Here is a 21,812-nt window from a genome sequence, read left to right as displayed (position 1 = left end):
GCAGGGGAGAGGCCCATCGGATGATGTGTGCCTCTCCTGTCCCGTCAGGCTTCCTGTATGGCCTGACGGGCAATGCCGCCAGACCGCAGCAGATGACGCAGTTTCTTCACGATGGGGAAGACCTCGATGTTCCGGTCGCCGCCCTGTTCGTTCCACGCCTTCTGCTCCATCTCCACGATGTCCTTGTCCTCATGGAAGATGCGGTTGGTGAACACGCCCAGAACCGGCCAGATGAGGTCCAGCAGAAGAGGCACTTTAGGACGCAGGACGGACAGAAGCCCGAATGTCTGGCAGCTCTGGCCATCACCACTATCCGGCACATAAACGGCAAAGAGCTGCATGATGAGATCGCCATCCTTATCGTGAATATGCAGGCTCTGATACGGATAGGATGTGCGGATGGTCACGACCTCTTCCACCGGCTGCGGCTTGCTGGGGTCATATTTATGCTTGCCGAAGATCAGCCGTTCCGCCAGAGGCTGTCCTTCACTGCCCACACGGGCAAAGCTGTACCGGGCCTCCACATACCCGTCTCCCTGATCACCGCCCAGATAACGGGCCTTGATCTGTCCCATCTGCCGCCGGTGCAGGAACTGATGGTTCATGTCCATCAGGTTCTCATGCATGAAGGTGTAATGACACTTCACGGATGGATTGAAACGCCGTGTCTTGAAAGCCCTGTTGCCCACCTGAGCCAGCTCCGGCAGCGGGGTTTTCCATGCCTTCCGGGGATCCCCCGGGAAAATGAAGATCATGCCCCCCGTTTCGATGCAGGGGTAAGGGCGGACACAGTTGGGGATGCGCTTCTGGTTCTCGTCCTTGCCCAGATAGGGAATGTCCTCACAGTCCCCTTTCCGGCTGTAAGCCCAGCCGTGATAGCCGCATTTGATGGTCCCGCCTTCAACAACCCCTTCGCTGAGGGGTACCTGCCGATGGGCGCATCTGTCCTCCAGAGCATAGACCGGCCCTCTCTTCGGACGGACAAGCACAATCGGCTGGCCACTGAAATTGCGGCCAATGGCCTTCCCTGCCCTGAGGTCCCTGGACCAAGCGATGGGGTACCAGTAATCGGGTGAAATATCGACCAGACGGAGGTCGTGTGCATTTTCTGACAATGCTTCAGCCATGATGCAACACCGTATCATTATTTAACGAACGGTAGCAGCATACGTCAGCCACCCCACTGGCGACTATCCCCCCAGGGGCAGATCACCTTTGTCACGTCACAGTAGAGACGTTGACGTTCCTTTTCAGGTGAATGAAATGTTATTATATAACATTTCATCTGCTTACGGCCTGAAGGGCTTCCATGTTCACAATGCGTTCTTTCACCTGCCTGTTGCTTTTCCTGACAGTGATGGCTGGTCTTCTCTCTCATCCAGCCCATGCCGGGGCAGAGGAGAACCACCAGGCACATACGGCCCCGCTGCTGAGCTGCGTGGAACCCGTCTGGTGCGACATCGCCCAGCAGATCGGTGGCCCTGCGCTGCGGACACGCTCCCTCATCACCAGTGAAGGCATGGACCCGCATCACCTCCAGCCTTCACCCCTCATGGCCCGTCAGCTGGCCGCCAGTGATGCCGTGCTGCTCAATGGTGCCACCTATGATGACTGGGCCGTGAAGCTGCTTCCTGCCTCCATAAAGCTCTTCCTTGCCGCCGATTATGCAGGCTGGCTGTCCGGCACGGACCCGCACCTCTTCTTTGATCTCCCCACGGTCCGCAAGACCGCCCAGCAGGTCGCCGCATGGCTCTCCGATACGGTACCCCAGGCCAGACAGGACATTGATGAACGCCTGGCCCGGTTCGAAGAACAGATCGACCAGATTGCCCGCCGTCTGGATGTCATCGACCAGACGGATCACGGTGCCCCCTTTGCCATGACAGAACCTGCCGGGGAACGCCTCCTTCTGGCCGCCGGACTGGACATGACCGACCAGAGCTGGGCCAGAGCCCTGATGAATGAGTCCGGCCTCTCCCCCTATGATACCGCCATGCTGGAAACGGCCATCAAGCAGAAAACCATCCGTTTTCTGGTCCGCAACCCGGCGATTGATGCCCCGCAGGCTCATGCGATGGAAGAACTGGCCCGGCAGGCAGGCCTTCCTGTCATCTCCATTGGGGAAAGCCTGCCTGCCGGACTTCACTGGCAGGACTGGCTGAACCAGCGTCTCACGGCACTGGAAAACGCCCTGAAGCAGACAGCCCCCCACGGCACCGGCACACCGTGAAAAAGGCACACCTTGCCTGCCACGATGTCAGCTTTCAAGTCGGGCGGCATCTCATTCTAAACCACGCCACGCTGGACCTGCCCCTGAAAGGGCTGACCATCCTCCGTGGCCGGAACGGGGCAGGGAAGACCTGTTTCCTCCGTGCCCTGATGGGCCTTCTGCCCATTCAGGGCGGGACACTTCTCATCAACAATCTTCCACCTGCCAAGGCCCGCCATCATTGCGGCTACATGCCCCAGCGGGCGGATGAAACTGCCCCCATGCTGCCTGTCATCAGTCACGTCATGGCCTGCCTAAAGGGCACATGCTGGGGCCTCCCACACCCCGGCAGGACACGCCGAAAGACGGAACAGCTTCTGGCCGAAGTCGATGCCCTGCCACTGGCGGACCGCCCTCTTGGTGTCCTCTCCGGCGGGGAAAGGCAGCGTGTGGCTCTGGCACAGGCTCTTGCCAACAGCCCGGGCCTGCTCATTCTTGATGAACCTTTCGCCGCACTGGACCATAAGAGCCATGACGCCCTGCTCCAGCTCTTTACCCGGCTCCACCAGCAGAAGGGCATGAATCTGCTCATCACGGCCCACGGTTCACTCAGCACGAAAGACCTTCCGCTGCCCGTACGGGACATCACGTTGAGGGAAGGGGCACTGCATGTCTGAACCCGGCCTTTTTACCTTTCCCTTCATGCAGCACGCTTTTCTGGGCTGTTTTCTGGTTTCCTTGCTGGCGGGGAGTCTGGGCTGGTTCATGCTGCTGCGACGGCAGGCCTTCGCTGCCCATGCGCTGCCCCATATCGGCTTCAGCGGTGCAGCGGCGGCCGTCTGGCTGCATCTCCCGCCCCTGACGGGCATGATGGCCGCCAGCATGATGGGGGGCCTCTTCATGGGGCAGGAAAAACAGGGCAGGGGGCATCCCGCCCAGCGGGACACGATGACCGGCCTGATCCTTGCCGCCAGCCTTGGCATCGGTGTCTGGTGCCTGCATGAAGCCAATGAGGCATCATCCCAGACCACGACCCTCTTGTTCGGAGACGTGCTGGGGCTGGACATGCCGACACTCGGCCTGCTGGCAGGACTGGTCGCCATCTGCCTCGCAGGGCTGGCCGTACTCTGGCGGCCTCTGCTCTTCATCAGTCTCAGCCCCAGCCTGGCCGAGGCACAGGGTCTCTCATCCACACGGCTGGGCCAGCTATTCCTTCTGCTCGCCGCCCTGGCCTCCGCCGCCTGTGCGGAAATTGCCGGGGCACTGCTCTGTTTCAGCCTGATGATCGGCCCGGCCTCTGCCGCCCTGAAGCTGGGCCTTTCCCCCGCCAGAGGCATTCTCTGTTCCGTTCTGGGAGCCCTGCTGCTCTCATGGGGGGGGCTGATTCTCTCATGGTACAGCGACATTCCGCTCCCCTTCTGGATCAGCCTTGGTGGTGTCAACCTCTATCTGCTCGCCAGCCTCATCATGAAACGGCGTGCCCGGCAGAAGACGCCGCTCCGGACCATCAGAAATCCTTCATGTTCACCAGTATCAGATGGAAAAAGAGAAGCGTGAACACGATGATGACATGGAACAGGATCACCCATTTGCCATCCAGCACAAACACTTCATTGCCACTCTTCGGCCAGACCGTCCGGAACAGCCTGACCAGAGGGGCCAGACGGATTTTTACTTCTGCAAGATTCATGGCTGTTTCTCTCCATCCCACTCCATATGTGATCTCCTATCGACCACTCCCGGAATCATAAGACTGTCATAAATTATGAAACTTCTTCTTGAGAGCGGTTTCCTTCCCCGCTATGCGCCCTTATCATAAAGTCTTAAAGACTCTTCCAGTTTTGTCTTACGCATACGCTGGTAACAACCTGCTAATCTGCTAGAAAGATTTTTCGTGATGCACCCCCCCCTGCCAAACCCTCAGGAACATTTTCTGGACAGACCAGAACTTCCTGCCGGGGTAACACGCTTCTGGCTGGTGCGTCACGCCATCGTGGAAGAAACGGCACGGCAGACCATGTATGGCACGCTGGATGTGCCGCTCTGTCCTCAGCATCTCACCAGGCAGCAGCCTGCCTATCAGGCACTGGCCCGCCGCCTGCCCCGCAGGGCCGCCTGGCTGTCCTCACCTCTCCAGCGTGCCCGGAAGACAGGCCTGACCATCCAGAAAGCGGGCGCATTTTCTGCCCCTCTGGAGATTGATCCCGCCTTTGTCGAACAGTCCATCGGAGAATGGAACGGCACGCCGCACGAAACCTTCCACTCACTTCTCCGGAAACCCGCTCCCCCTTTCTGGTCCATCGCTGCGGATGAACGCCCCCCCGGAGGGGAAAGCATGCAGGACGTCCGCCTGCGCATCGGGCAGGCACTGGAGGAGTACGCCCGGAAGAGGCCGGGGCAGGACATGGTCGTTCTCAGCCACGGCGGAGCCATACGCATGACACTGGCCCACTGTCTGGACATCCCCGTGGAAACAGCCCTGCGCTTCTGCATCCAGAATCTTTCCCTGAGCATCATCGAGCATATTGCCGGCCACTGGCGGGTTGTCACGATCAACGAACTTCCTGACTTTCAAGAGCCTGCATGATGAAAAGCTGGTTCGGTGATGATCTCTTCCGTGTTATCCTGAAGAACGCTGGCAAGCTGGGGTCCACCAAGCTGATCGGTGCGGCTGTCGGGCTGATTGCCCTTGTCAGCACGGGGCGGACGCTCCGCCCGCATGATTTCGGCGTCCTGACCCTCATCGCCTCCTACATTGAGACCATCGCCGCCATCGGACAGTTCCAGAGCTGGCAGATCGTCCTGCATTATGCCGCCGTACCCTGGCAGAAAGGCGAACGCAGCACGGTGCAGACCAGCATCAGTCTGGCCATAGGGCTGGACATATGTGCCGGACTGCTCTCCATGCTGTTCGGCATCCTGGCCTTCCTCTTCTTTGGCAGGCTTCTGGGCATCCATGACAAGCATACGGTGCTGGTACTGATCTACTGTACGCTCATCCCCGGCATGGGCAGCACGGCAGCCTATGGCATCCTCCGCCTGTTCGACCGCATAGACCTCGTTTCCCGGCAGCAGCTCATCACTCCGACCGTCCGTGCCGTGGGATGCCTGCTGGCATGGGTCAGCGGTACCAAGCTGACCGGCTTCGTCATTGCCTGGTATCTGGCCCTTCTTGCCGGACAGATCTATCTCTGGGGCACGGCCCTGCTGGAACTGAAACGCCATGACCTGCTGAAGGGGCTGCGCCCCAGCATCATCAGGGCCTCCCGGCAGATGCCCGCTGGCATGTGGAGCTTCGTCTGGACAGCCAGCATCACCACCGTTCTAGAAACAGTCTGGGAACCGATCAGCAAGCTGCTCGTGGGCAAGATCGTCAGCACGTCCGCTGCGGGCCTTTACTCACTGGCCATGGAGTTTCTGGATGCCGTCCAGCGGCCTGCCAAGCTGCTGGAAAAGAGCTACTATCCTGAAGTCGTCCTCATGAACCCCCGGACCTCCGCCCCGTGGAAGCTGGCCCTGCGGACAAGCGTCTTTTCCGGGGCACTGGGGCTTCTGGCCATGCTGGTCGTCTATGTCGGCGGCAAACCCGTCATCAGCATGTTCGGACTCCGTTTTGGTGATGCCGCCACGCTGATGATGTGGATGTCACCCTCCCTGGTCTTCTTCACTGCCGGACTGCCCATGGAAGGCGTCCTCTATACGGCGGGACGGTCCCATTACATCATGCTGGCCCAGCTTTTCTCCGTCTGTGTGTATGTTCCGCTGCTCGTCTATATGGGGCATCATTATGGCCTGAACGGAGCGGGGCTTGCCTATGCTCTGGGCATATTCTTTGCTACCCTGCTCATGTTCGCCATGATGGGCATGACCTATCTGCGCCGTAACAAGATCATCCTTCCTCACGAACGGGAAACACGCCAGAGCAACGACCTGTCTGCCACATCCGGCAGCTGAGCCTCTTCAGAAGAAGAACCAGACCCATGCCCGTCTTCCCCTTCCGCCCTTCTGCCAGCCGCCGCAGCACACCGGCTTTTCCCCAGTCGATGCTGGATACCGTCTTTGAACATGTTCTCCTTGATGATGTGCCCCATCCGGACACCCCCCTCCCGGAGGATGTCCTACCCCGCTGTGACGCAAGGGAAGTGGAGGATGGCTATAATCTCTGCTGGCAGCTTCTGGAGCATGGCGTGAACCGCAGGGCCTTCCGCCGTCTCATCCTGAAGATTGCCCTCTCCGGCACGGCCAGTGATGACGAGCAACTGACCTTCAAATATGCCCGGGCCAAGTTCAAGCACATGCGCTTTGCCTGTGCGAACTTCACCCGGCATCACCGTTATCCGCTCCTGCTGCACATTGTCACCATCATCATGGGAAACATGCAGGATGCCTTCAAGAACCATCAGCGACGGGCCACGCTGACCAATGGCCTCATTCTCTGGGTCGCCCTGTCCCCCGCCTTTTACTGGCTGATTTCCACGCCCATCGCTCTCTGGAAAGAAGATGACGCCGCAGGAATCATCGCCTACCAGAAAAAGGAGAATGCCAGACTGGCAAAGCTGATCCGCACACTGGATGCCACAACCGGCCATGAATTCCATGTCATGCGCAAGATCATCAGCCGCCGTGTGGCTTTCAATGATACGCTACGCACCATCCGGCCATCCCATGCTCTGGATCAGCTCTCCGAATATCTGGCCACGATCAACGGCATGATGGGGGACTTTCATGACGGGCTGATCGAGAAGAAACTGGATGGCACGCAGAATTATCGCCGGGACCGCTTCCAGTCCCCCGAGGAGATTCCCCAGCGTATCCGGGCTTTCCTGGAACGCAGCCCCCGCTGAGCCTCAGACGATTTCATGCGCTTTCAGCAGGTCCAGAACTTCCTGCTGTACGACCTCGTAAGACTGGCGGGCATCCACTTCAACCAGAGGGGCATGGTTGAAATTCAGCTTCGGCATCAGCTCCGTCTTGACCTTCAGAGCCTCCAGATCATGGTCCGGCTTGCGGCCATGAGCCGTCTCGGCATCAACATTCAGACGGATGATCAGGTCGGGCCTGAACGCTGCTATCCTGTGATAGATGGTCCGTTCCAGACGGGCCAGAACCCGGATCAGCGGATTGTTACTGTAAGCGGCAGACAGGCCGGGACCATCACACTGGCCGGGAATCTCGACCTGAGGATACCGGTCTGTCACGACCAGAAACCCTTTCTCGACAGCCCGCCTGACCCGCAGGAAACGCTTCATCCGGACCAGAGAGAAAGCGAACAGGACAAGACCCGTCATCATGCCGGGCATCTTCTCGCCCTTTGTGCGAGCTTTCCTGGCCTTCCGGTTCAGCTTTTTTTCCAGGGCCTGTCCGATGACGGGCAGGGCACCAATCCGTCGCCCCAAGTCCCCCGACCCAAGGCCGAGATACCCATACACGGTTGGACGGGTCTCAGAAAAATGCTGGACCAGATACTGGCTGATGCTGGATTTGCCAGAACCGTCACACCCGACAAGAGAAACCAGCTTCCCTGCCCGACGATCCTGCGTACCTCCGTGCGGATACAGGGCCAGCACCCTGCGGACCGTTTCCTCAGCCTGCTCCAGTACCTGTTCCAGCGGCTCCGTACCGTCAATATCGACGATTGGTGCGCCAGCAAATTCCAGTTTTGACAGGTCATCAATCTTGCGGGCCAGCTTGAAGGGCACATGGTCCGGCTTGCGCTGCAACGCCGTTTCAAGATCAACATTCAGCCTTATGACGACATCCGGCCGGAAACGGGCCATCCGCCCATAAAGACCACGCTCCACCCGGCTGAAAAGCCATATGAAGACACCATCACGATTCAGGTTGGCCAGAGTGGGGCCATCCATGGGACCGGGAACGACATTCTGCGGGTAACGGTCTGTCAGGATTGTCAGGCCCCGCTCATGCCTGCACCGCATGACACCAAAACGCCAGACCCGCCGCATGGACAGCACAAACCCGGATATGGCCGCCAGGGCACCTGCCTTCTTCCCGGACTGTATCCTGCCATTCTCCTTCCTGGCCTTACCCGTCACATAAGGACCAATGAAAGGAAGAGGGGCCAGCGTACGCTCCAGGTTGCCAGCCTGCTTGCCCAGATGACAGAACACCGTCGGTCGCTCAGCCTGCAACAGCTCCAGCAGGGCCGCCCCCACAGTGGACTTCCCGCTTCCATCGCACCCGACCAGGGCTATCACCGGCTGATGCCGCCCTGCGACTGGCCGAGGCTTGAACTCGCTTACACGCATAGCACTCTCGTCTGTTCTGATACCGCCATTCTATCCTGTCTCGCCTGTCCATAACAGACTTACAATCAGCCAGCTTCTCATAAAGTACCCGCGCTATCCTTCACTGACGAGCGTCAAGACGTTGCAGCAAAAATATTCCATACAAAAGAGGTTTTTCAGGCTGAACATACAACAGCATCACTAGAAACCATCATAAATACATCATATAGTCCTCAGCACATGACAGTTGTCTATTTTTATGAAAACAGCATCACCTTATCAGAGAACACAACCCATTTAAAAACTGTGGTAATACCAAACAAACCATGATTCATCGGATATTATCATAATTCATAACATCAAAGCGGTTTTACCCCCTAGAGACCAAATCCCATGATCATAGCTAATATCCTGCACCTAAAACGGTTATAAATCTATGATCTTCTTACAGCGTTATCCCATATCTTCGGGCACACCAGACAACGGCAAAATAGAGCAGGACGGTCAGCACACAGCCAGCTGCCAGACTGCTCCAAAAGGGCCAGCCACGCCGCAGAAGGACCGGCATAAGCAGGAACATGGGTAAGGAAGGCATTACATACCAGAAAGTTGCCTCACTATGCGTTGCCATCAGCTCACGATCAGACTTTTCAGCCCAGAGAAAGATCATCCCCAGAACGGAAACAAGCGGCAATGAAGCAATAAGCGCACCCAGAGCCGGTAGACGACGGGCCACCGTAGCAATGGAGGCTACCAGCACGGCGGACAGAACTGTTTTGAGAAGAAACGGAATCATGAACTTTCCTGCAAAACCACAAAAGCGGATGCCCGCTCCGGATACACAAGAAAACTGTTTCTATTCTCTGGGGAACGGTCCGACTGTGGTGGGCACACTAGGGCTCGAACCTAGGACCCGCTGATTAAGAGTCAGCTGCTCTACCAACTGAGCTATGTGCCCACAACCGGTAACCAACGAAGGATGTTTATCAGCCCTCATGAGGGCTGACAAGGGGATTTTAAACATTTTATCAAAAAAATCAGCTCCGCCCGGTCAGGCAGGCCATCAGGGCCTCGAACTGCTCCAGAGACGAATAGTTGATCTTCAGTGAGCCGCTTTTCCCGTTGAAACGGATCTGCGTCTTCAGGCCGAAACGTGCCGAAAGGTCTTCCTCCAGCCGGGTAATCTCAGGGGCGGAAGACGCCACCGCAGCCCTGTCTTCCTTGGCCGCCTTGTTCAGACGGGCCACAAAGTCTTCCGTCTGGCGGACATTCAGCCCCTTTTCCAGCACGACGGCCATACCGGCCACCGGGTCCGGATGACCAAGCAGGGCACGGGCGTGACCGGCACTCAGCCCGCCATCCCGCAGCTGGATCAGAACGGCTTCCGGCAGGTTCAGGAGGCGCATGGTGTTTGTGATGTGCGAGCGGGACTTGCCAATCGCCCCGGCCAGTTCCTCCTGCGTCAGGCTGTAATCCTGTAACAGCCGTTGCAGTCCCATCGCCTCCTCAACAGGGTTGAGGTCCGAACGCTGGAGGTTCTCGACCATGGCTGCCGCCATGGCATCCGTGTCATCAAGCTGGCGGATATAGACCGGCACCTCGTGCAGCCCCGCCTTCTGGGAGGCCCGCCAGCGGCGTTCACCAGCGATGATCTGATATCGGCCCTTCTGCTCCGGGTCCGGCCGGACAAGGATAGGCTGGATCACCCCACGGGAGCGGATGGAATCTGCAAGCTCCGCAAGGCGGTCTTCATTCATGTCCCGGCGGGGCTGGAAAGGGCTGGGGGCCAGCAGGTCCACACCCAGACTCCCCGGCTGGGACTGAACCTGAACCTCCCCCTGCGGGGCACCGACACGAGCCAGATTGGGGGCCTGATCCCCCAGAAGAGCCGCCAGACCCCGGCCAAGTCTGCGGGAGGAAGGGGATGCCTTCTTTGCCATGTCGTCGCTCAGCCTTTCTTCTTCAGCCGTTTCAGCAGCTCGGTTCCCAGAGCTTCATAAGCCAGTGCCCCGGTAGAGCTGCGGGCGTAATCCATGACAGGGCGGCCATGACTCTGTGCCTCGGAAATGCGGATATTACGAGGAATCACCGTTTTGAAGACCTGTTCCCCGAAGAAACCCCGTGCATCCTCTGCCACCAGAGCAGACAGGTTGTTACGGGTATCGAACATCGTCAGCACGATCCCTTCCAGGTGCAGATCTGCGTTAAAGGCCAGGCGCACCCGCTCGATGGAGCGGACCAGCTGGCTGATCCCTTCCAGAGCGAAAAACTCACATTGCAACGGCACCAGCACACTCTGCGCCACGACAAGCGCATTGAGTGTCAACAGCCCAAGGCTGGGCGGGCAGTCGATCAGGACAATATCATAACGGTTCAGTAACGGTTGCAGCGCATCCCGCAGCCGATATTCCCGCCGGTCCTGATCGATCATTTCCAGCTCGGCCCCGGCCAGATCACCACAGGCGGGCATGACATCCAGTTTTGGCACCACGCTGGGGCGCAGGAGCGCCTCAGAAGGAGCATCCTCCAGCAGGGCGCCATATGTCCCACGACCACGCTCATCATATTCCAGCCCGAGGCCGGTAGAGGCATTTCCCTGCGGGTCGAGGTCCACCAGCAGGACACGCTTATGCCGTGCCAGAGCCGCCGCCAGATTCAGGCTGGTGGTCGTCTTGCCGACACCTCCCTTCTGGTTGGCAATAGCGATGATATGCGGAGTGTGTGAGGCAGCTTTAGACACGTCTGAAATCACTGATCCTGAGAAGGGCCCCGTCAGGGTCTGTTCGACTGGGAAGGGTTTCATATGTCATGTGCCAGTCGGAGCGGGCACTGGTCAACTCATCTGATGCTTTTCTTCCCTTCAGGAAAAGACAATAGCCTTCCTCCTTCAGCAGAGGCCGTGCCCAGTCGAGCAGCTGGGGCAGAGGGGCCAGCGCACGGGCTGTCACGATGTCTGCCGGTTCAACATCCGCCTGCTCAATCCGTTTTGCCAGCACGGTGACCCGGGCACCGCATTCCCGAGCGGCCTCCCTCAGAAAGGCACATTTGCGCTGGTCGGACTCAATCAGGGTGACCGGATTTCCTGTCGCAATGGCCACGATCAGGCCGGGGAAACCGCCGCCAGAACCAAGGTCCGTTATCCGGGCATCTGCCGCAATGTGTGGGACAAGCTGGAGGCTGTCCTCAATATGACGCTGGCGAAGATGAGTAATATCCTTCGGACTGACGAGGTTGATCTTCTCATTCCAGCGGGTCAGCAGGCTGGCAAAATGAGCGAGCTTCTTTTCTGTTTCATGTGAAACATGCGTCATCATGTACGGCTCCTGACATGAGCGAGCAGAGCAATGAGAGCCGCCGGGGTCACGCCCCGGACACGCCCGGCAGCGGCAAAATCAGTAGGACGGGCGGCACTCAGCCGCTCCTGCATTTCCTGACTCAGCCCCCCGATCGCCCCGTAATCCAGATCATCCGGCAGGCGCACCGCGGCTTCACTTTTCAGCTGCTGAATCTCCCGCTCCTGCCTGCGGAGATACCCGCCATACCGGGCCTCCGTCTGCACATGCCGCCCGATACGGACCGGCAGAGTGGCAAACCACGGGGCAAGGCTGGCAACCTGGGCCTCATCAGCCTGTGTGGCCAGCACATCCAGCAGGCTGCGTCGCCGTCCATCCTGCGAGACCTCAATGCCATGTTCCCGCAGGTGCTGGGGCAGGAAGGCCGGTTTCCGGGCTTCCTCCATTGCCTCATCAATCTGGCGCACCGTTTCACGGAATGCCGCCTCACGTTCCGGCCCAACACAACCCGCTTCAATGGCCTTTGGCGTCAGACGCAGATCAGCATTATCAGCCCGCAGCAGAAGGCGATATTCCGCCCGTGACGTAAACATACGATAAGGTTCGCTGATGCCATGCAGGGTCAGGTCATCTATCAGCACGCCGAGATAGGATTCCTCCCGTCCCAACGTCAGCGGCTCCTTGCCCGCCACGGCACGGGCCGCATTCAGTCCAGCCAGAAGGCCCTGTGCGCCTGCTTCCTCATACCCTGTCGTGCCATTGATCTGCCCGGCGAGATACAGGCCGGGCAGGGCCCGCAGCTCCAGAGACGGGCGCAGTTCCCGCGGATCGACATAATCATACTCCACAGCATAGCCGGGGGTGACGATGCGGGCTGTCTCCAGTCCCGGCATGGAAGCGATCATCTGGGCCTGCACATCCGCAGGCAGGGACGTGCTGATACCGTTTGGATAGACCAGCTCCCCGCCCGGATTGCCCGGAAGGGCCTCCGGCTCCAGAAACACCTGATGACTGTCCCGCCCTGCAAAACGGACGATCTTGTCCTCAATGGACGGGCAGTAACGAGGCCCCCGCCCGGTGATCTCACCGCCATACATGGCCGAGAGATGTAGGTTTTCTTCAATGATCCTATGCGTCTGCGGGGTTGTCTGCGTGATGCGGCAGACGATCTGCTTATTGGGCAGGGAGGTCGTCAGCGTGCTGAAGGCTTCCGGCTCGGCATCGCCCTCATCAGCAGGCAGGGCCTCCCAGTCGATGCTGTCACGGGCCAGACGGGGCGGAGTGCCGGTCTTCAGGCGGCCCATTTTCAGCCCCAGAACCTCCAGCCGTTTCCCCAGCTGTGTGGCCGGGGCATCGCCAATCCGCCCGGCGGGCTGACTGACCCGCCCTGTATGAATCACGCCCCGCAGGAAGGTGCCACTCGTCAGCACGACAGCCCCGGCGGAGAAGCGGCGGCCATCCTCGCAGATCACACCCCGGACATGGCCCTGCTCAACAATCAGATCACCCACAGCCCCGGCCAGCATGGTCAGGTTGGGCGTAGCGGCTAGAAGCTCCTGAATGGCAACCCGGTAAAGCGAGCGATCCGCCTGCGCCCGAGGCCCATGCACCGCCGGCCCTTTGGAACGGTTCAGCAGCTTGAAATGAATCCCCGCCCGGTCCGCCGCCTTGCCCATGAGGCCATCAAACGCATCAATCTCCCGCACAAGATGGCCCTTGCCGATACCACCGATGGCCGGATTGCAGGACATGCTGCCCACAGTGTCCAGTCTGTGCGTCAGCAGCAGGGTTCGGGCTCCGAAGCGGGCGGCAGCGGCGGCGGCTTCTGTCCCGGCATGACCGCCCCCCACCACTATGACATCATAGATATGCGTAGGTGATGTACTCATTGAGGTAACGTCACTTTCCTATACAGAACTGACCAAAAATCGTATCCAGCAGGGCTTCCACATCCACATGGCCCGTCAGCCGGCCGAGGGCCTGCATGGCCAGTCGCAGCTCCTCACCACGCACCTCCGGCCATGAGGCTTCCAGTGCGCGGGTCAGATGCTCCTGCGCCTCCTTCAGCCCTGCCCGATGGCGGGCACGGGTCAGGGGCGGGGTGCCACGCTGGGCCATGAGACGGGCCAGATGGGCTTTCAGCCACTCCCGCAGAGGAGCCAGCCCGGCTTCATCCTTCGTGTGGATGCCAAGCTCACCCGACTGTGCCGGGGCGAGGTCCGTCTTTGTCCGCAGCCTTATGGCATGGTCCGCCAGCAGGGGCGTTTCATCCCCTGGCCCGACAAGATGAAAGAGTAGATCCGCCTCCTTCACATGCCGCATGGTTCGGCGGATGCCTTCCGCCTCGATCTCATCATCCGTTTCCCGCACGCCTGCCGTATCAATCAGCCGGACACGAATACCCTCAATCATCCAGTCCACAGCAATGGCATCCCGTGTCGTGCCCGCCTTCTGCGTGACAATCGCAGCATCCTGGCCACTCAGCGCATTCAGCAGGCTGGACTTTCCGACATTCGGGGCACCTGCCAAAACAATCTTCAGGCCATCACGGACGACCTCACCCCGTTCATCAGCCAGATGAGCCTGAATCCCTTCACCCAGGGTCCGACAGTCGGCCAGAAGGGCATCTTCCACCTCCGGGGGGAGTTCTTCATCCGGGAAGTCGATCAGGGCTTCCTGCTGGGCCAGTATCTGCCGCAGCCGGGATGCCCAGCCCCCATAAAGCTGACTCAACGCCCCATCGGCCTGACGCAGGGCCTGATGCCGCTGGGCCTGTGTATCGGCCTCGATGAGGTCTGCTATGGCCTCGGCCTGCAACAGGTCCATCCGCCCTGCCTGTACGGCCCGGCGGGTGAACTCACCCGGCTCGGCAGGGCGGGCACCGAGAGACACGAGAGCCTGAGCGACCGCCTCCACAATGGCCGGGCCTGCATGAAGATGCAGCTCGAAACTGTCCTCACCCGTATAGGAGCGAGGCCCCGGCAGCCAGAGAACGAGGGCATGATCCAGCACGTCACCTTCATGCCTCAGGACCCGCAGGCTGGCATGACGGGGAGCAGGCACTGTCCCGCAGAGAGATTCCAACAGGGCGGCACTGTCCGGCCCGCTCACACGCATGACCGCAATGGCCCCCTGTACCGGGCCGGTTGCCACAGCAAAAATGGTATGGGTGGATAGGCTGGCTGAGGTCATGCAGCCTTTCATACAGCACTCAGGCAGGAAAAGCAGCGGCCCGAAGAAAGAATTGACGCCCCTCTGCAAAACGGGCAGCCTGACCGCCATGCCACAGCTTTCCTTCCATTCCCCTCTCGGTGCCCTGACCCTCAGTGAAGAAGAGGGACAGATCGTCTCCCTCGATGAAGGCTGGGGACGGGACCAGAGCGAAACCCCCCTCCTGCTGAAAGTGCGAGACATGATGCAGGATTACTTTGACGGCGAGGCTGTGAACTTCCAGTCCATCCCCCTGATGCTCGATGGCACGGCGTATCAGGAACGTGTCTGGGCCGCCCTGCGTACCATTCCCCACGGTCAGACCCGTACCTATGGCGAACTGGCTGAAACGGTCGGCAGCAGCCCCCAGTCCATCGGACAGGCCGTAGCCCGTAACCCTCTGCTCATCCTCATTCCCTGCCATCGTGTTCTGCCTGCACATGGCAGGGGATATGGTGACTATAGCGGGTTTGAAGGAACGGAGACAAAAGCCTTTCTCCTGGAGCTGGAACGTGAGGCTTCAGCCCCCTGAAAAACGGGACCATCATTCTCTAACAAACAATTTCTTCCCATAACCCCGCATACCCGGAACGGAATGCGGGTGGACTGGTGTGGCCATCAGTTAAAAAATACCTATAAGAAGAAAAAGAAAATCAATTTTCTAAAATACCTGAACTTAAATAATAAAAATATGTTAAATTCTTCCTCTTTCAACGAAAAGGAATGATTATTTATGGTTCAAGACCATGATTTACCCCTGATAATCGCACGAATACAATTCGCATTTACTGTCGGCGTACATATAATTTTTCCTGCCTTCTCCATAGGGTTATCCGTCTTTCTCACTTTTCTGGAAGGAATGTGGCTAAAAACGAATGATGACCGTTATTTGAATCTCTTCAAATACTGGTTGAAGGTCTTTTCAATCGTCTTCGGCATGGGAGTCGTTTCCGGGATCGTGATGGCTTACGAATTCGGAACCAACTGGGCTGGGTTCTCCGCCAAGGCAGGGCCGATCACCGGTGTCCTGCTCTCCTACGAAGTCATGACGGCCTTCTTCATGGAAGCCGGCTTCCTCGGGGTCATGCTCTTCGGGCTGAACCGTGTGGGCCGCAGGATGCACTTCTTTGCGACCTGCGCCGTCACGACGGGAACACTGATTTCCATGACGTGGATTCTCGCCTCCAATTCATGGATGCAGACCCCACGGGGCTATGTCATCGACCCGAAGACAGGCCACTTCTTGCCGCATGACTGGCTGGCCATCATCTTCAATCCCTCTTTCCCCTACCGGATCACCCACATGGCACTGGCCGCCATGCTGTCAGTGGCCTTCACCGTGGCGGCAGCGGGTGCCTGGCATCTGCTCAGGGCCAGAAAGAACGGGATTCAGGCAGACAGTACGGTCCGCCTGATGTTCTCCCTGTCCCTCTGGATGATTGTCGTCACGGCCCCTCTCCAGATCGTGGCCGGGGACATGCACGGGCTGAACACCCTGAAATATCAGCCTGCCAAGATTGCCGCCATGGAAGGCGACTGGACAAGCGAAAGACGGGCTTCCGAACTGCTGTTCGGCATCCCGAACATGAAGACCGAACATACGGATTATGCCATAGGCATTCCGCTTCTGGGGTCCTTCATCCTGACCCACGACATCAATGGCAAGGTTCCCGGACTGAAGGATTACCCGGCGGACCAGCGTGCCCCTTCACCAATCGTGTTCTTCTCCTTCCGCATCATGATTGCTCTGGGGGGCCTCATGTTCCTCTGCGGTCTGTGGTCGCTCTGGCTGCGCCACAGGAAACGTCTCTTTGAGCATCCGCTCTTCCTGCGGGTCATGCTCTTCATGGCACCGGCCGGTTTTCTGGCCCTGCTCTGTGGCTGGGTCACGACGGAGGTGGGCCGCCAGCCCTGGACCGTCTATGGCCTGCTCCGCACGAAAGACAGTGCCTCACCACTGGCTCTTTCCAGCCTGTCTTTCTCCATGCTGCTTTTTGTCGTGGTCTATGTCTTCGTCTTCGGCTCCGGCCTCCTGATGCTCGTCCGCCTGCTCCGTGCCGCGCCAGAAGCCGCCGACAGTGCCCAGGATGACATCATGATCCTCGGAAGCCACCATCACACGGTCTCTCAGAACAAGGAGGCACCCTGACATGTCCGGCCTCGCCTACTATCTGCCCTTCATCTGGGCCTTCATCGTCATTCTGGCCATTTCAGTCTATGTCATTCTCGATGGCTTCGATCTGGGCATCGGCATGCTCTTCGCTTTCGAGAAGAAGCCGGACCATCGTGACATCATGGTCAACACCATTGCCCCCGTCTGGGATGGCAATGAAACATGGATGGTTCTGGGAGGCGCGACCCTGTTCGGGGTCTTCCCCGGAGCCTACAGCACGCTGCTGCCTGCCTTTTACATCCCCATCATCATCATGCTGGGTGCGCTGATCTTCCGTGGCGTTGCGTTCGAGTTCCGCATCATGGCGCATTCCCCCAGCCACCGGACCTTCTGGAACACGAGCTTCATGGCAGGCTCTACCCTTGCCGCCTTCTGTCAGGGATGCATTCTTGGCGGGTATGTTCAGGGTATCCACACCAGCAATGGAGCTTTTGCTGGTAACCCCATGGACTGGCTGTCCCCCTTCAGTGTCCTCTGTGGCCTGTCCGTTGTCATTGGCTATGCCCTGCTGGGCACGACATGGCTTGTCTGGCGCACGTCAGATGAGCTGGAAGAGCAGTGCCGCCGCTGGTCCAAGACACTGTCCGTCCTGATGCTGCTCTGCATCATTGCCGTCAGCTGCTGGACGCCCTTCCTTCATGCCCCCTATCTGCATCGCTGGATTGCCTTCCCGAACATCCTGCTCTGCCTGCCTGTCCCGCTGCTGGTGGCTCTGGCCGGTTTCCTGATGTGGCGCACTCTGGACAGGGACCATGCCATCACGCCATTTCTCTGCACAATAGGGTGGTTCCTGCTCAGTCTGGTTGGACTGGCCATCACCATCTGGCCCTATGCCGTCCCCCCGACCTTGACATTGTGGGATGTCGCCTCACCTGTCCCCAGCCAGCTCTTCCAGCTTGCCGGAACGGTCATCCTGCTGCCCATCATCACGGGTTACTCAATCTATTCCTATTATCTCTTCCGTGGAAAGGTCACCAAAGCCGATGGATATCACTAAATTCACCACATACGATGAAAAGAAAGTCCCGGCTTCTTTTCGCAAACGTCTGGGCTGGTTCCTCGGCCTCTGGGTAGCGGGCACGGTCACCATCATTCTGGTGGCCAGCCTGTTCCACATGCTGATCCCACATTAAAGGAAAACCAGTCCAACAGACTCGTCACAGAAAAAGGCAGGTCCCATACGGGGCCTGCCTTTTCTTTTAGACTGATACGTTCAGTCTGATGCTCAGTTGTTCATCGCATCAAAGAAGTCCTGATTGGTCTTGCTGTAGCGCAGCTTGTCCAGCAGGAAGTCCATGGCATCCATCGTGCCCATCGGGGCAAGGATACGGCGCAGGACCCACATCTTGGAGAGGGAGGCCCGATCCACCAGCAGCTCTTCCTTGCGGGTACCGGACTTGGTGATGTCGATAGCCGGGAAGGTCCGCTTGTCTGCCAGCTTGCGATCCAACATCAGCTCGGAGTTACCCGTTCCCTTAAATTCTTCAAAGATGACTTCATCCATGCGGGACCCCGTATCAATCAGGGCCGTGGCAATGATCGTCAGGGAGCCACCTTCCTCGATGTTACGGGCCGCACCGAAGAAACGCTTCGGCCGCTGGAGTGCGTTGGCATCCACACCACCAGTCAGCACCTTGCCGGATGACGGCACGACGGTGTTATAGGCACGGGCCAGACGAGTGATGGAATCCAGCAGGATGACCACGTCACGCTTGTGCTCAACAAGACGCTTGGCCTTTTCCAGTACCATTTCCGTCACCTGCACATGACGGTGCGCCGGCTCATCGAAGGTGGAGGACACAACCTCACCACGGACAGAACGGGCCATGTCCGTCACTTCCTCCGGCCGCTCGTCAATCAGAAGGACGATGAGGAACACATCCGGATGATTGGCGGAAATGGAGGCCGCAATGCTCTGGAGCATCACCGTCTTGCCCGTTCTTGGCGGGGCAACGATCAGGGCACGCTGGCCCATGCCGATGGGAGAGACCAGATCGATCACACGGGAGGTGTAATCCTTCTGGTCCTTGCGGTCACGTCCCTTGCCCTTGGCCGGAGCCGGGGCAGCACTGACCTCACCCTTCGGCTCAGTCTCCATGCGGAGACGGCGTTCAGGGAAGAGAGGTGTCAGGTTGTCAAAATTGATCCGGGTCCGGACCTGCTCCGGAGCCTCGAAATTGATGGTGTTGACCTTCTGAAGCGCAAAGTACCGTTCACCATCCCGCGGGGCACGGATCTCGCCTTCCACCGTATCACCGGGCCGCAGCGCAAAACGTCGCACCTGTGCAGGAGACACATAGATGTCATCCGGACCGGGCAGATAGTTGGCTTCCGGGCTGCGCAGGAAGCCGAAGCCATCCGGCAGGATCTCAAGTGTGCCTTCACCATAAATTGCCTGGTCACGCTCGGCGAGGCTCTTGAGGATGGCAAACATCATGTCCTGCTTGCGCAGGGACGATGCGTTTTCAACCTCCAGTTCCTCAGCAAAAGCCAGCAGATCAGCAGGAGATTTCTTCTTCAGTTCGGCGAGATGCATGAAATGATGCGCCTTGATGTGCCCCGGTGGGGAGAAAAGCGGGATGGACGTAGAACCAGAATACAGGCCGGATACCTGCACAGCCATGCAGGGGCCACGCCACAGGCAGACCAGCCAGCCTGGACGGTCCGAGAAACCATCCCACGAAAACCGGCAAAACTGCCTTCCGGTAAGAAGGAGATGACCCGGCAGGCAAGGCAGGACGCCGCCACCGTCAGGTCGGCTTTCTTCCTAGGTGAAAGAGGGCTGCACTGTCAAGCAGCCCTCACATGGCCTTAAAGGCCCTTCAAACCTGTTTCAGCATGGCATCTGCCGTCCGCAGGGACAGGGCCATGATGGTCAGGGCCGGATTGGCCGCTCCAGAACTCGGGAAGGTAGAGTGATCGCTGATCCACAGATTGTCGATGTCAAAGCTGCGCCCATATGGATTGACCACGGCCGCCCCCGCATCCATCCCCATCCGGCAGGTCCCGATCATGTGGGCCGCACGGCTGATGATACGGATGTCCTTCGCACCGATGGACTCCCACATCTTCACCATCAGACGGGACGCATGATGGTGCATGGCTTCCTCATTCGGCCCATATGTATGGTCAATCCGTGGCTTGGGCAGACCGAAAGCATCCTTCTCGTCAGAAAGCGTCACACGGTTCTTCTCGCTTGGCAGACTCTCACCATGCATGCCAATCCCGGCACTGTAATTATAGGCAGCCAGTGTACGGCTGAGTGCCTCACCACGCCGTCCATCGGCCCGGACAAGATTGGCAGCCCATGTCAGCGGCATCATGCCCAGAGACTGGAGCAGATATCCCCCTGCAAAATCGGCATCCTTCGGCCGCATCATGTCTTCAGAGATGGTCAGGGACGGATAACCCTTGTTCGGTTGGGTTTCCTCATCAAAGATGCCCCATACCTGCGTGGAAACATGCGTCATGTAATTACGGCCCACCTGCCCGGAACTGTTCGCCAGACCATTATTCAGCAGCAGACGGGCCGTTTCCACGGCCCCGGCGGACAGCACCACAGCCCTGCATTTCTGCCGCTCTTCCCGACCATTCCGCACATAGATGACTGCCGTAATGCGTCCCTGGCTATCCCGCTCAAACCCCGTCGCCATGCAGCCAGGACGCAGCTCTGCCCCATGAGCACAGGCCAGAGGCAGATATGTGTTGTCCACACCTGATTTCGCCCCGTTCCGGCAGCCCTGATGACAGGCTCCACAGTTCACGCACTGTTCCCGCCGTCCAAAATGCGGCTGGTCATGATCTTTCGTAATCACGGCCACGGGACCATCAGCATGACGCAGCCCGACATTGTCACAGGCCTGACGCATTTTCAGAGCCGCCATGTTGGGTGCCAGCGGCGGATAGGCATAATGACGGTCGGCGTCCCACGGATAATGCGCTGGACCACTCACGCCGATGAAACGTTCCACCTCTTCCACATAAGGCTGAAGCTCTTCCGCACCGAAGGGCCAGTCGACACCTTTGCCACTCTCGCTGAACAGCCGATAATCCCGGGCATCCATGCGGGGCAGAAAGGCTCCGTAATGAAGAAGGGACCCCCCTATGCCCGTTCCACTGTTATTACCACCAAAGGCCTGAGGCGTCCCGCCACCTGACAGACGTTCATGCAGCCAGTACAGTTCCTGGGCCGCCGGTTCATCCGGCGTATGGGACCGGGCACTGAAAGCCGGTCCCGCCTCCAGTGCCACAACCCGACGCCCAGCCATGGCAAGCCGGGCCGTCAGGGGGGCACCACCTGCTCCCGTTCCAATAACGACAACATCGACAGTATCCTGAGAAAAATTGGGAGAATTCTGTTGGCTCATGAGACTCTTCTTATCCGTTCATGAATGAAAGACGTTCGTACTGGGGTACATGGGGACATTACTGCCTGACAGGAGATGAGGTACCGAGTACCGGGGACGGTACTGTACCCCCTTATAAAAAGGGGATTGTACACAGGGGTTCTGTGGAAAAGGAGGGATAACATTCTGCATCCCTTGATCTTCCTTGTTTTGTGGAGTTGTACACACTGTGAGCAAGCTGGGGTACATTTTCAGAAAACCGGGTACCCCAGTTTCCACAAGGTTTTTCTACATCATCTAAATTATAAATTTATAATTTAACTGTTGTGATATTCG

Annotated in this window: 21 protein-coding genes and 1 tRNA gene; 10 read left to right on the top strand and 12 right to left on the bottom strand. The window is 58.6% G+C overall.

All coding sequences use genetic code 11. The features are described from left to right. Window positions 1-44: 44 nt before the first annotated feature. Window positions 45-1,127 carry a Rieske 2Fe-2S domain-containing protein gene (locus tag NQF87_RS05585; protein WP_266127440.1) on the bottom strand — a complete coding sequence of 361 codons (1,083 nt, stop codon included), beginning with the start codon at window positions 1,125-1,127 and terminating at the stop codon, window positions 45-47. A 182-nt stretch (window positions 1,128-1,309) separates the two neighbouring features. Between NQF87_RS05585 and NQF87_RS05580 the strand changes: the two genes are divergently transcribed. From NQF87_RS05580 to NQF87_RS05570, 3 genes are read left to right on the top strand one after another with little or no spacing between them, the layout of a single operon-like run. Then, entirely contained in the window at window positions 1,310-2,230 is a 921-nt protein-coding gene (locus NQF87_RS05580; RefSeq protein WP_266127439.1) for a metal ABC transporter solute-binding protein, Zn/Mn family, read from the top strand. Next, complete coding sequence (locus NQF87_RS05575; protein ID WP_266127438.1) at window positions 2,227-2,886, top strand: metal ABC transporter ATP-binding protein; 660 nt, start codon at window positions 2,227-2,229, stop codon at window positions 2,884-2,886. The genes NQF87_RS05580 and NQF87_RS05575 overlap by 4 nt, the downstream gene beginning before the upstream one ends. Further along, window positions 2,879-3,766 (top strand): metal ABC transporter permease, encoded by an 888-nt coding sequence (locus tag NQF87_RS05570; RefSeq protein WP_266127437.1) that lies wholly within the window; start codon window positions 2,879-2,881, stop codon window positions 3,764-3,766. The genes NQF87_RS05575 and NQF87_RS05570 overlap by 8 nt, the downstream gene beginning before the upstream one ends. Here the strand turns inward: NQF87_RS05570 and NQF87_RS05565 are convergent. Beyond that, on the bottom strand, window positions 3,717-3,899 hold the full coding sequence (locus NQF87_RS05565) for a hypothetical protein (RefSeq protein WP_266127436.1): 183 nt from the start codon (window positions 3,897-3,899) through the stop codon (window positions 3,717-3,719). The two genes, NQF87_RS05570 and NQF87_RS05565, sit on opposite strands and share 50 nt — an antisense overlap. A gap of 207 nt (window positions 3,900-4,106) precedes the next feature. Between NQF87_RS05565 and NQF87_RS05560 the strand changes: the two genes are divergently transcribed. The 3 genes from NQF87_RS05560 to NQF87_RS05550 are packed head-to-tail and all read left to right on the top strand — an operon-like array spanning window position 4,107 to window position 7,053. Beyond that, window positions 4,107-4,796, top strand: coding sequence for a histidine phosphatase family protein (locus tag NQF87_RS05560; protein WP_266127590.1), 690 nt, complete (start codon window positions 4,107-4,109; stop codon window positions 4,794-4,796). Further along, on the top strand, window positions 4,793-6,163 hold the full coding sequence (locus NQF87_RS05555) for a lipopolysaccharide biosynthesis protein (protein WP_266127435.1): 1,371 nt from the start codon (window positions 4,793-4,795) through the stop codon (window positions 6,161-6,163). Before NQF87_RS05560 ends, NQF87_RS05555 begins: the two co-directional genes overlap by 4 nt. 26 nt (window positions 6,164-6,189) lie before the next feature. Beyond that, window positions 6,190-7,053: a hypothetical protein gene (locus NQF87_RS05550; protein WP_266127434.1), complete on the top strand. Its 864-nt coding sequence runs from the start codon at window positions 6,190-6,192 to the stop codon at window positions 7,051-7,053. A 3-nt stretch (window positions 7,054-7,056) separates the two neighbouring features. On the opposite strand, the gene NQF87_RS05545 is transcribed toward NQF87_RS05550, so the two are convergent. The 8 genes from NQF87_RS05545 to mnmE form a co-directional block, all read right to left on the bottom strand. Next, a complete protein-coding gene (locus NQF87_RS05545) occupies window positions 7,057-8,475 on the bottom strand; it encodes a nucleoside/nucleotide kinase family protein (RefSeq protein WP_266127433.1) in 1,419 nt (472 codons plus the stop codon). A gap of 424 nt (window positions 8,476-8,899) precedes the next feature. After that, window positions 8,900-9,250 (bottom strand): DUF3147 family protein, encoded by a 351-nt coding sequence (locus tag NQF87_RS05540; protein WP_323670712.1) that lies wholly within the window; start codon window positions 9,248-9,250, stop codon window positions 8,900-8,902. An 86-nt stretch (window positions 9,251-9,336) separates the two neighbouring features. After that, window positions 9,337-9,412, bottom strand: a tRNA-Lys gene (locus NQF87_RS05535). Window positions 9,413-9,491: 79 nt separating this feature from the next. Beyond that, window positions 9,492-10,394: a ParB/RepB/Spo0J family partition protein gene (locus tag NQF87_RS05530; protein WP_266127432.1), complete on the bottom strand. Its 903-nt coding sequence runs from the start codon at window positions 10,392-10,394 to the stop codon at window positions 9,492-9,494. Between the two features lie 8 nt (window positions 10,395-10,402). Further along, window positions 10,403-11,203: a ParA family protein gene (locus tag NQF87_RS05525; protein WP_407652020.1), complete on the bottom strand. Its 801-nt coding sequence runs from the start codon at window positions 11,201-11,203 to the stop codon at window positions 10,403-10,405. Continuing rightward, the gene (rsmG, locus tag NQF87_RS05520; RefSeq protein WP_266127588.1) at window positions 11,187-11,765 is read right to left on the bottom strand and encodes a 16S rRNA (guanine(527)-N(7))-methyltransferase RsmG; all 579 of its coding nucleotides are present in this window, start codon (window positions 11,763-11,765) and stop codon (window positions 11,187-11,189) included. The genes NQF87_RS05525 and rsmG overlap by 17 nt, the downstream gene beginning before the upstream one ends. Continuing rightward, window positions 11,765-13,636, bottom strand: a complete 1,872-nt coding sequence (gene mnmG, locus NQF87_RS05515) for a tRNA uridine-5-carboxymethylaminomethyl(34) synthesis enzyme MnmG (RefSeq protein WP_266127430.1) — start codon at window positions 13,634-13,636, stop codon at window positions 11,765-11,767. The genes rsmG and mnmG overlap by 1 nt, the downstream gene beginning before the upstream one ends. A gap of 10 nt (window positions 13,637-13,646) precedes the next feature. Then, on the bottom strand, window positions 13,647-14,939 hold the full coding sequence (mnmE, locus tag NQF87_RS05510; RefSeq protein ID WP_266127429.1) for a tRNA uridine-5-carboxymethylaminomethyl(34) synthesis GTPase MnmE: 1,293 nt from the start codon (window positions 14,937-14,939) through the stop codon (window positions 13,647-13,649). A gap of 88 nt (window positions 14,940-15,027) precedes the next feature. On the opposite strand from mnmE, the gene NQF87_RS05505 reads away from it, so the two are divergent. From NQF87_RS05505 to NQF87_RS05490, 4 genes are all read left to right on the top strand, one after another. Next, a complete protein-coding gene (locus tag NQF87_RS05505; protein WP_266127587.1) occupies window positions 15,028-15,489 on the top strand; it encodes a methylated-DNA--[protein]-cysteine S-methyltransferase in 462 nt (153 codons plus the stop codon). Between the two features lie 201 nt (window positions 15,490-15,690). Further along, complete coding sequence (locus NQF87_RS05500; RefSeq protein WP_266127428.1) at window positions 15,691-17,106, top strand: cytochrome ubiquinol oxidase subunit I; 1,416 nt, start codon at window positions 15,691-15,693, stop codon at window positions 17,104-17,106. 1 nt (window position 17,107) lies between these two features. After that, the gene (cydB, locus tag NQF87_RS05495) at window positions 17,108-18,127 is read left to right on the top strand and encodes a cytochrome d ubiquinol oxidase subunit II (protein WP_266127427.1); all 1,020 of its coding nucleotides are present in this window, start codon (window positions 17,108-17,110) and stop codon (window positions 18,125-18,127) included. Continuing rightward, window positions 18,114-18,263 (top strand): hypothetical protein, encoded by a 150-nt coding sequence (locus NQF87_RS05490; RefSeq protein WP_266127426.1) that lies wholly within the window; start codon window positions 18,114-18,116, stop codon window positions 18,261-18,263. The genes cydB and NQF87_RS05490 overlap by 14 nt, the downstream gene beginning before the upstream one ends. Before the next feature lie 92 nt (window positions 18,264-18,355). Here the strand turns inward: NQF87_RS05490 and rho are convergent, their stop codons facing one another. Then, the gene (gene rho / locus NQF87_RS05485) at window positions 18,356-19,666 is read right to left on the bottom strand and encodes a transcription termination factor Rho (RefSeq protein WP_266127586.1); all 1,311 of its coding nucleotides are present in this window, start codon (window positions 19,664-19,666) and stop codon (window positions 18,356-18,358) included. A gap of 286 nt (window positions 19,667-19,952) precedes the next feature. Then, complete coding sequence (locus tag NQF87_RS05480; RefSeq protein ID WP_266127425.1) at window positions 19,953-21,497, bottom strand: GMC family oxidoreductase; 1,545 nt, start codon at window positions 21,495-21,497, stop codon at window positions 19,953-19,955. Window positions 21,498-21,812 lie beyond the last annotated feature (315 nt).

This window comes from Bombella dulcis, assembly GCF_026385505.1.
Classification (GTDB): domain Bacteria; phylum Pseudomonadota; class Alphaproteobacteria; order Acetobacterales; family Acetobacteraceae; genus Bombella; species Bombella dulcis.
The sequence above is the reverse complement of the archived record's forward strand: the minus strand, read 5'-3'. Positions and strand labels throughout refer to the sequence as shown.

Coding starts and splice junctions, on each gene's coding strand:
- NQF87_RS05585 (WP_266127440.1), bottom strand. CDS start 1,127: ATGGCTGAAGCATTGTCAGAAAATGCACACGACCTCCGTCTGGTCGAT.
- NQF87_RS05580 (WP_266127439.1), top strand. CDS start 1,310: ATGTTCACAATGCGTTCTTTCACCTGCCTGTTGCTTTTCCTGACAGTG.
- NQF87_RS05570 (WP_266127437.1), top strand. CDS start 2,879: ATGTCTGAACCCGGCCTTTTTACCTTTCCCTTCATGCAGCACGCTTTT.
- NQF87_RS05565 (WP_266127436.1), bottom strand. CDS start 3,899: ATGAATCTTGCAGAAGTAAAAATCCGTCTGGCCCCTCTGGTCAGGCTG.
- NQF87_RS05560 (WP_266127590.1), top strand. CDS start 4,107: ATGCACCCCCCCCTGCCAAACCCTCAGGAACATTTTCTGGACAGACCA.
- NQF87_RS05555 (WP_266127435.1), top strand. CDS start 4,793: ATGATGAAAAGCTGGTTCGGTGATGATCTCTTCCGTGTTATCCTGAAG.
- NQF87_RS05550 (WP_266127434.1), top strand. CDS start 6,190: ATGCCCGTCTTCCCCTTCCGCCCTTCTGCCAGCCGCCGCAGCACACCG.
- NQF87_RS05545 (WP_266127433.1), bottom strand. CDS start 8,475: ATGCGTGTAAGCGAGTTCAAGCCTCGGCCAGTCGCAGGGCGGCATCAG.
- NQF87_RS05540 (WP_323670712.1), bottom strand. CDS start 9,250: ATGATTCCGTTTCTTCTCAAAACAGTTCTGTCCGCCGTGCTGGTAGCC.
- NQF87_RS05530 (WP_266127432.1), bottom strand. CDS start 10,394: ATGGCAAAGAAGGCATCCCCTTCCTCCCGCAGACTTGGCCGGGGTCTG.
- rsmG (WP_266127588.1), bottom strand. CDS start 11,765: ATGACGCATGTTTCACATGAAACAGAAAAGAAGCTCGCTCATTTTGCC.
- mnmG (WP_266127430.1), bottom strand. CDS start 13,636: ATGAGTACATCACCTACGCATATCTATGATGTCATAGTGGTGGGGGGC.
- mnmE (WP_266127429.1), bottom strand. CDS start 14,939: ATGACCTCAGCCAGCCTATCCACCCATACCATTTTTGCTGTGGCAACC.
- NQF87_RS05505 (WP_266127587.1), top strand. CDS start 15,028: ATGCCACAGCTTTCCTTCCATTCCCCTCTCGGTGCCCTGACCCTCAGT.
- NQF87_RS05500 (WP_266127428.1), top strand. CDS start 15,691: ATGGTTCAAGACCATGATTTACCCCTGATAATCGCACGAATACAATTC.
- cydB (WP_266127427.1), top strand. CDS start 17,108: ATGTCCGGCCTCGCCTACTATCTGCCCTTCATCTGGGCCTTCATCGTC.
- NQF87_RS05490 (WP_266127426.1), top strand. CDS start 18,114: ATGGATATCACTAAATTCACCACATACGATGAAAAGAAAGTCCCGGCT.
- rho (WP_266127586.1), bottom strand. CDS start 19,666: ATGCATCTCGCCGAACTGAAGAAGAAATCTCCTGCTGATCTGCTGGCT.
- NQF87_RS05480 (WP_266127425.1), bottom strand. CDS start 21,497: ATGAGCCAACAGAATTCTCCCAATTTTTCTCAGGATACTGTCGATGTT.